This is a genomic window from Aeromonas aquatica (genome assembly GCF_000764655.1).
Lineage (GTDB): Bacteria > Pseudomonadota > Gammaproteobacteria > Enterobacterales > Aeromonadaceae > Aeromonas > Aeromonas aquatica.
On the sequence record NZ_JRGL01000142.1, the window covers coordinates 1 to 8,953 of the forward strand.

The 8,953-nt window shown below is 57.2% G+C and carries 5 protein-coding genes and 1 pseudogene; all 6 read left to right on the forward strand.

Translation table 11 applies throughout. The features are described 5' to 3' along the window. Positions 1-265: pseudogene (locus LG30_RS0118615) on the forward strand (type I secretion system permease/ATPase); the annotation flags it as partial. After that, positions 258-1,673, forward strand: coding sequence for an HlyD family type I secretion periplasmic adaptor subunit (locus LG30_RS0118620; protein WP_033132192.1), 1,416 nt, complete (start codon positions 258-260; stop codon positions 1,671-1,673). The pseudogene LG30_RS0118615 and the gene LG30_RS0118620, both read left to right, overlap by 8 nt. Before the next feature lie 36 nt (positions 1,674-1,709). Continuing rightward, on the forward strand, positions 1,710-3,041 hold the full coding sequence (locus LG30_RS0118625; RefSeq protein WP_033132193.1) for a TolC family outer membrane protein: 1,332 nt from the start codon (positions 1,710-1,712) through the stop codon (positions 3,039-3,041). Positions 3,042-3,190: 149 nt separating this feature from the next. Beyond that, on the forward strand, positions 3,191-3,910 hold the full coding sequence (locus LG30_RS0118630; protein WP_052101197.1) for a transglutaminase-like cysteine peptidase: 720 nt from the start codon (positions 3,191-3,193) through the stop codon (positions 3,908-3,910). 3 nt (positions 3,911-3,913) lie between these two features. Further along, complete coding sequence (locus LG30_RS0118635) at positions 3,914-5,839, forward strand: EAL domain-containing protein (protein ID WP_033132195.1); 1,926 nt, start codon at positions 3,914-3,916, stop codon at positions 5,837-5,839. Between the two features lie 269 nt (positions 5,840-6,108). After that, on the forward strand, positions 6,109-8,953 hold a 2,845-nt coding region (locus LG30_RS22800; RefSeq protein ID WP_238566457.1), incomplete at its 3' end, for a retention module-containing protein.

Genomic DNA, 8,953 nt, shown 5'->3' on the forward strand with positions numbered 1-8,953 from the left:
GCTCAATGATCCACCCATTTTGGTGATGGACGAGCCGACCTCCAACATGGATAACCAGTCGGAGATGCATGTGAAGCAGGAGTTGGCACGGCTGGGGCCGGAGACCACCCTGATCCTGATCACTCACAAGACCTCCATGCTGGACGTGGCCTCCCGGGTCATCGTCGTGGAGCAGGGCCAGATAGTGGCCGATGGACCCAAAGAGGTGGTGTTGCAGCAATTGAAGGAAGGCAAGGTTCGGCTGCAGGAGGTGTCCAATGGCTAACAACTGGTTCAAAAAAAGGTCACCAGACACAGTTCTGCCATCCCCTGAGCATCTTGAGTATGTCGATGATGGTGCCGCCGCCGTATTGCTGACAACACCTACTCGTGCCCGGGTTCTGTTATGGGCTTGCTTCCTGTTCTTCATCAGCGCCATCGTCTGGGCCGCCTGGGCGGAGCTGGATGAGGTCACCGTCGGCCAGGGCACGGTGATCCCGTCGCGCCAACTGCAGGTGATCCAGAATCTGGAGGGAGGAATCGTCAAGGAGATCTTCGTTAAAGAGGGTGACATCGTCGAGAAGGGACAGCCCTTGCTGCGCATCGATGATACCCGCTTCAAGTCGGATTTTCGTGAACGTGAGCAGGAAATGGTGATCCTCAAGGGGGACATTGCCCGTTTGCGTGCCGAGATCAAGAGCGTAGTGGTCAAAAACGAATCCAACCTTGGCTGGCGTGAACAGGTGGTTATCGAGAAGCAACCTATCGTTTTCCCTGATGGCTTCGAAAGTGTCTTCGCCGAATATGTCGCCCGTGAGAAGTCGGTGCAAGATGAACGGCTCAACAACTTGACCAACCAGCTCTACATCCTCGGCCAGCAGATCGAGCAAAAAGAGCAGGAGACCATAGAGCTCAATGCCAAGATCAGGACGGTAGGCCGCAGCGTCGATCTGGCTCGCCAGGAGTTGAATATCAGCCGTCCCCTCGCGAAAGAGGGTATAGTGCCTCAGGTGGAGCTTATTAAGCTGGAGCGGCAGGTCAACGAGATGCAAGGGGAGCTGGAAGCCAACCGGCTGCTCATTCCCAAACTCAACTCGGTGCTGCGGGAGACCATCTCCAAGCGTAATGATATCGCCTTGAAGTTCAGAGCTGACTCCCAGACCGAGCTCAACGAGCGACAAGGCAAGCTGAGCCAGCTGTCCGAGGGGCAGGTGGGCCTGCGTGACCGGGTCGACAGGACCAGCGTGCTGGCTCCGCTTAAGGGCACCATCAAGAAGCTCAAGATCAACACCCTCGGTGGTGTCGTGCAGCCGGGCATGGATCTGATGGAAATTGTGCCTCTGGAGGATACCCTGCTGGTGGAAGCCAAGGTGTCGCCCAAGGATATCGCCTTCCTGCGACCCGGGCTGGAGGCGGTGGTCAAGATAACGGCGTATGACTTCACTATCTACGGAGGTTTACATGGCAAGGTTGAACAGATAAGTGCGGACTCGATCCAGGATGAGAAGGGCAACACTTTCTATCTGGTTCGGGTGCGCACCGAGAAGAGTTACTTGGGCGATGAGCTTAACGCACTTCCCATCATCCCCGGTATGTTAGCCAGTGCAGATATCATTACTGGTAAAAAAAGTGTCCTAGACTACTTGCTTAAGCCGATCTTGCGGGCTAAGCAGTCGGCACTGAGAGAACGATAAAGCCAACAATCTAATAACAACATGACTGGAGATACCATGAAGAAGACGATTGTTGCCATGCTGGTCAGTGGCGCAGTGCTGTTCCCTGGCCTTGGCCAGGCTCAAACGCTGGAACAGTCAGTGGCACAGTCACTGGCTACCCATCCGAAAATCAAGGAAGCTTTTGACCTCTATCAGGCACGGCTGTACCAGCATGATGGAGCCAAAGGTGGCTACTATCCCACCATCGATCTGCGTGGAGGCGTCGGTTATGAAAAGACTGACAGCCCCTCAACCCGCGCGGCAGGAGCCAACTCGCAGACGATCGATGATTCCATGACCCGTAAAGAGGCCGGGATCAGTCTGCGCCAGATGTTGTTTGACGGCTTTGACGTCAGCAGCAACGTGGCCCGGACCGATGCCGCCGCCAATGCCCAGCGGCTGGCCATGATCTCCGAAGCGGAGAACACGGCACTGCGTGTGGCGGAGGTGTACCTCAACATGCTGCGTCAGCAGGAGATCCTGGAGCTGTCCAAGCAGAATCTGGAGACTCACGAGCAGATCCGCAGCGACATCCAGAAGCGGACCGATTCCGGTCTGGGTTCTACCGCGGACCAGACCCAGATCGACGGTCGGGTGGCGCGAGCCTATTCCAACCAGGCCGCGGCGGATAACAACTATCGGGATGCCGAGAGTGAGTTCATCCGTGTCGTCAATGAAGTCCCCAAGGATCTGGTGCAGCCAGTCCCGAACAGCCAGCTGATCCCCGCGACCCTGGAGGATGCACTGAAGACGGCCACCGAGGTGCACCCGACCCTGCTGTCATCTCTGCAGGATATCGAGGAGGCCAAGTACCAGCATGAAGGTTCCAAGTCCGGCTTCTACCCGAACGTGGCCTTCGAGGTGGATCAAAACTGGAACGAGGATATCGACGCGGTCAAGGGCCGTAACGACGATCTGACCGCCATGGTCCGGATGCGTTACAACCTGTTCCGTGGCGGTTCGGATCTGGCCGAAAGCAAAGCCACCTCGGCGCTCTATTCCCAGGCAAAAGACATTCACCTGAACGCTTTCCGTCAGGTGGAAGAGGGTACCCGTCTTGCCTGGAACGCCAAAGAGTCGCTGACCAAGCAGAAAGTTTTCCTGAAAGAGCACGTGGACGCCAGCTATGACACGGTACAGGCGTACAAGAAGCAGTTCGGTCTGGGCCAACGGACCTTGCTGGACGTGTTGAACACGGAGAACGAATTGTTCGAGGCGCGTCGCAGCTACATCACGGCTGAGTATGACTCCCTGCTGGCGGATTACCGGATCCTCAATGCCACGGGTGGTTTGCTCAATGCCATGAACGTGCAGCAGCCGGCTGATTGGCAGGCCAATAACAACTGATGGCAATCGCGCTGATGTGATATCAGGCAAAGAAATGGCTGCAGCTTGCTGCAGTCATTCTTTTATGTTTTGAGTTTGCAAATGAAGATTGTTATGACCTGCCGCAGGGGAAAAATGTGACATCGTGGTACAAGGCAAGGGGTATGAGTATGTCCTGGCAGGTATGGCACCAGTGCCTGTCCCTGCGCTGGGCACGCCCCTTGTGGTGGTGGTGCCTGCTGTTACTTCCCCTGTTGCTCAATGCCAGTCAGCCGCTCTCCTCCGAGGATCTTCAACTGGCCAAGAGAGCGGAGGACACCTATGGGGTGCGGGCGGGCAAGCGAGTCACCAGCTGGCGCACCCTGGCCATGCAGAATCGTGCTGCAGGGCTGAGCGAGCGCCAGAAGCTGGAGAAGGTGAACCAGTTTTTCAATCAGATGCGCTTCATCGATGACATCAAGCTGTGGCGCAAGAAAGATTATTGGGCGACTCCGCTGGAGTTTTTGGGAGCCGCTGGTGGAGATTGTGAAGACTTCAGCATTTCCAAGTATTTTACGCTGCTCGAACTTGGTATTCCGGATGAAAAAATGCGGATGGTATATGTCAAGGCATTGGATTATAACCAGTTCCATATGGTCGTTGCCTACTATGAGACGCCTGCGTCTGTTCCGCTGATCCTGGACAATCTTATCGGCACCATTCGCCCGGCCAGCCAGCGAGCGGATCTGAAACCAATTTATAGCTTTAACGGTAGTCACCTGTGGTTGATGAAAGAGCGTGGTCAAGGGGAACTGGCCGGGCAATCATCCCGCTTGGGATTATGGAATGACTTACGCAATCGCATGACTTCAGGGCGATTGGCTCGGCCTGTGGTGAATTTGGATGATTAACCTATGACGCTCTACAGACAATTATTGGCAACCATGTTGTTATTGTTCGGATTGTTGTTTGCCGCAACCTATTGGGTGCAGTTCAATTCGACCCGTAACTATCTGGCACAGCAGCAGGAAACCACAGTGATCAACACAGTCACCTCGTTGGGGCTGGCGTTGACGCCTTATCTGGAGAATGGCGACAAAGTGAGTGCCGAATCCGTCATCAAGGCAGTGTTTGACGGTGGTTACTATAAGTTGGTTCGGTTGGATCTGCTGGCCTCCAAGGATGTGATCGAGCTAGAGAATAGCAACAGCATTCAGGGTGTGCCGCAGTGGTTCATCGGTTTGGGTCTGTTTCCAGAGGTATCCAATGAATCCATTTTGACGTCGGGCTGGCTGCAACTGGGCAAGTTGAAGGTGGTGGGCCACTCCGGCCAGGCCTACTACGAGCTCTGGGAGGGGATGAGCAAGCTGGCGACCTGGTTCCTGATAGGCTTTCTGCTCACCACCATACTGCTGATGCGGGCCCTGAACTATCTGCTCAAACCACTCAAACTCATCTGCGAGCAGGCTGTCGAGATAGAGCTGCATCATTTCGGTCATGCCATCCCCGAGCCGAAGACTCGCGAGCTCAAGCAGGTGGTGCAAGCCATCAATATTCTTTCCAGCAAGCTGGCCGTGCAGTTCAAGGAGCAGGCTGACGAGGCCGAAAATCTACGGGCTCGAGTCTATGTGGACGCCGTCTCCGGGCTTGGCAACCGCTCTTATTTCGTCGGACAAGTCAACGCCTGGATCGCGGAGGCGGGGCAGGGCGGCGTCATGCTGGTGGCCGTCGACATGCTGGACGATCTTTACCGGGAAGAAGGGTTTGCCGCGCGAGACAACATGGTCAAATCCATCGCCCAGGTGCTCAAAGAACTGCTCGGTGGCTGGGATGGGGCTGCGCTGGCCCGGATCTCGGCCACCGAATATGCGTTGCTCTGTCCTACCGATGATCTGTCACAGCTCAAGGAGCTGGCGGAAGTGATCAACAGTCGCATCGCCGATCTGGTGGTTAATCCCATGGGTGAGGTGGGGGCGCTCTCCGTGATAGGTATCGCCGGTCGGGATGGTAATGATGATCTCTCCAGCCTGCTGACCAAGGCCGACAATGCCCTTGGCAAGGCGCGCAACGAGCGGCGCGGTGCCGTCGTCATGGAAGGTGGCGCGGATCAGGGGTTGATGGGACGTCTGGCCTGGCGCGATCTGGTGCAGGACGCGATCGTCAGAAACCTGTGGCGTTTCAAGGCACAACCTGCCTGTCGTTTCGATAATGGGATGCGCCTGCATGCCGAGCTGTTCGCCTCCATCTCGCGAGATGGTACCGACTACTTTGCTGGTCAGTTCTTGCCTGCCATCGAGCAATTCAAGATGGGATCCGAGTTCGACAAGGCGGTGCTGGAGGCCTGTGTTCCTCTGCTCAAACAACAACCCGAGCTGGTGCTGGCCGTCAACATCACGGCGGGTTCGCTCTGTTCCGATGAGTTTCTGACTTGGCTGAAAGGCTATCTGACCTTGAATGGCGAGCTCAAAGAGAGGCTGCTGTTCGAGATCCCCGAAGCGGCCATCATGAAACATAGAGAACAGGTCACTACCCTGGTCATTGTGCTACAAGCACATGGTTTCCAGTGGGGTGTCGATCACTACGGTCGCCACTTCCAGTCCCTCGGCTATCTGGAGGAGCTGGCGCCAGCCTACGTCAAGGTGGATCACGGTTACACCAGCCAGGTCATGGAGCCGGGGGCGGACACTTCCTTCCTGGCGGCGGTCTGCCGTGCGGCGCACAACGCGGGCGTCACGACGATCGCCACTCGTGTGGAAGATCAACAACAGGTCGAAGTACTGTCCAGTCTGCACATCGATGGCTACCAAGGCTTCGTCCATCCGGCATTCCCGTTACCGTGATAAATGCCATCATTCAAAAATGGGCCCCAATGTGGGCCCTTTTTTATATCCATTTAGAATAAGTCGGGAGGCTTTTCTGTAGCGAGCATTTAATGGCTCCACAAGAGCCCTTGTTAATTTATTGATTTTAATGTGTAAAAAATCACTATTCGATTTGCTGCATCGGATGGAGCTGCACAGATTCAACGCGGTACATTTTTGCAACGGAAGCATGACGGCGCCCTATCTAAGGTGTAGCCATCAAGATCTGTCACTCTGGAGCAATGGATATGCGCACCCAAATTATCGATAAAGCCGTCGTCGTCTCTTCCGTGGAAGGTAATGTCAAAATCCAGCTCGCCGATGGCAGCAGTCGTCCTCTCCAGCCGGGAGAGATATTGCAACCAGGCGCCAAGCTCGACATCGCCGACGATGCCAAGTTGGTGCTGGCCCCCTACGATGACAAACCCGATGCCGTGTCAGATGCACCTGCGCCGACAGACGCGCCCGCTCAAGGAGCTCCCTCATCATCGGCCGAGAACAGCAACCTCCCTCCGGAAATCGCGGCCTTGCAAAAGTCCATTCTGGAAGGGGTTGACCCGACCAAGAACTTTGAAGCCTCGGCAGCCGGTGGTGCCCCCGCCGCGGGTGGCGGTGGCGGTGGTGGTATAGGTGGGGTCGCGGGTGCCAGTGGTAATGGTGGCTTTGTCGTTATCGACCGTATCGGTGATGCAACCATCGCCACCGCCGGGTTTGATACCAACCACGATGCGCTGGCGGCGCAGAATATCGTACAAGCGGATGAGCTCCTGCCCGACAATCAGCTCGACGATCAGGATGAATTTGCCGTCACTCAGGAGGATCAATCCATCAGTGGTGATCTGCTGGCCAACAGTGATAACCCGGATGGCCCTTTCGATGTGTCGATTGTTTCTTATAGCTGGGGCAATAACATCGGCATTCCAGCGGGCACTGCGACTACCCTGAACGGGATCGGCACGCTCATCATCAATGCTGACGGCTCCTACACCTTCACCCCGGCTCTCAACTACACGGGCCCCGTTCCTCCCGCCAATTACATCGTCACGGATGGCGCAGATACCAACCTCTCAACCCTGATCATTACCATTACCCCGGTGGATGAGACGGTTTCCCTCGGAGGGTTGCAAGTGGAGGGGGGTGAAGTCGTTCTGAATGAAGCCGCCTTGGCCGATGGCAGCGCCCCGGATGCCGCAGCGCTCACCAAGGGCGGCACCTTTACCTTCAATGCAGCGGACGGGGTTCAGAGCCTGACGCTGGGTGGCGTGACGCTCATCAACAACGGTCAGGTCATCACCAGCTTCCCGCAATCGATCCCCAGTCCTCTGGGCAATCAACTGCTGGTGACCGGTATCAGCTACAACCCCGTGACCGGGGCTGGCAGCGTCACCTACAGCTACACCCTGAGCGATAACGAGGCTCACACCCAGCCCGCCAATGACATCACACTGACCGAAAGTTTCAGTGTCGTGTTGACGGACAGCGATGGCGACAGCACCAGTGCCAGCCTGGATGTGGTGATAATCGATGATGTACCGAGCGTGGCGCTCATCTCTGGCGCCGGTGAACTGGGTGTGCTTAGTGTGGATGAGAGTCTGCCGCAGCTGGGCGGTGCAGACAGCGACGGCATTGCGAGTGTGACGCTGGCTGCCTCCGTGGTGCAGGCTCAATTCAGCCATGCCTTCGGGGCAGATGGGGCGGGCAGCATTGGTTACAGCCTGGTGCTCAATGGCAACGATGTGGCGAGCGGTCTCTATGCGGTCGATCCGCAAGCGGCCAATGGTCAGGGTGCCCAAATCGTGCTCAACCAGGTCGGCAATGTCATTACCGGCAGTGCCAACGGGGTGGATTACTTCACCCTGACCATAGATCCCACCAGTGGTGCCGTCACTCTGGCCCTGCTGGACAACCTCTGGCAAGGGGATACCAGCAGTCACGATGACAGCGTCAGCCTGACGCTGGGTAGTGGCATCTTGACTCTGGTGCAGACCGTGACCGACTCCGATGGTGACAGCGCCAAGGCCAGCCTGGATCTGGGGGCCAGCGGCGTATTCCGCTTCGAAGACGACGGCCCGACCTCTGAGCTGGCGGCGGATTCCCTGCGCCCCGGTTTTGTGACGGTCGATGAGAGTCTGCCAGCCTTGGGTGGGGTGGGCGGCGATGGTATTGCGAGTGCGATTCTGGCGGCAGCCACGGTGCAAGCCCAGTTTAGCCATGCCTACGGCGCGGATGGGGCGGGCAGCATCGGTTACAGCCTGCTGCTCAATGGCAGCAACGTGGCGAGCGGTCTCTATGCGGTCGATCCGCTGGCAGACAATGGGCAGGGTACCCAGATCCTGCTCAACCAGGTGGGCAATGTCATCACCGGCAGCGCCAACGGAGTGGACTATTTCACCCTGACCATAGATCCCGCCACTGGTGCCGTGACCCTTGCCCTGCTGGATAACCTCTGGCATGGGGATACCAGCAACCATGATGACAGCGTCAGCCTGACGCTGGAGAGTGGAGTGCTGACTCTGGTGCAGACCGTCACCGATGCGGATGGTGACAGTGCCAAAGCCAGCTTGGATCTGGCGGCTGATGGAACCTTCCGCTTCGAAGATGACGGCCCGACCACGGGTCTGGCGGGTGAGGCACCGCGTCTGATCGCGGTCGTGGATGAAAGCCTGCCGGCCTTGGGCGGTGCATACAACGATGGTATCGCCAGTGCGACCCTGACAGGGGCGGCCGTGCAGTCTCAGTTCAACCCGGCCTATGGTGCGGATGGGGTGGGCAGCGTTGGTTACAGCCTGGCGCTCACTGGCAGCAACGTGGCGAGCGGACTCTATGCGGTCGATCCGCTGGCGGTCAATGGCCAGGGTGCACAGATCCTGCTCAATCAGGTGGGTAACGTCATCACCGGCAGTGCCAACGGGGTGAGCTACTTCACCCTGACCATCGATCCCGCTACGGGTTCGGTGACCCTGGCGCTGCTGGACAATGTCTGGCACGGCAATACCAGCAATCCGGATGACAGTGTCAGCCTGAGTTTGGAGAGCGGCGTGCTGACCCTGGTGCAGACAGTGACTGACGCCGATGGCGACAGCGCCAAGGCCA

Coding starts and splice junctions, on each gene's coding strand:
- LG30_RS0118630 (WP_052101197.1), top strand. CDS start 3,191: ATGTCCTGGCAGGTATGGCACCAGTGCCTGTCCCTGCGCTGGGCACGC.
- LG30_RS0118620 (WP_033132192.1), top strand. CDS start 258: ATGGCTAACAACTGGTTCAAAAAAAGGTCACCAGACACAGTTCTGCCA.
- LG30_RS0118635 (WP_033132195.1), top strand. CDS start 3,914: ATGACGCTCTACAGACAATTATTGGCAACCATGTTGTTATTGTTCGGA.
- LG30_RS0118625 (WP_033132193.1), top strand. CDS start 1,710: ATGAAGAAGACGATTGTTGCCATGCTGGTCAGTGGCGCAGTGCTGTTC.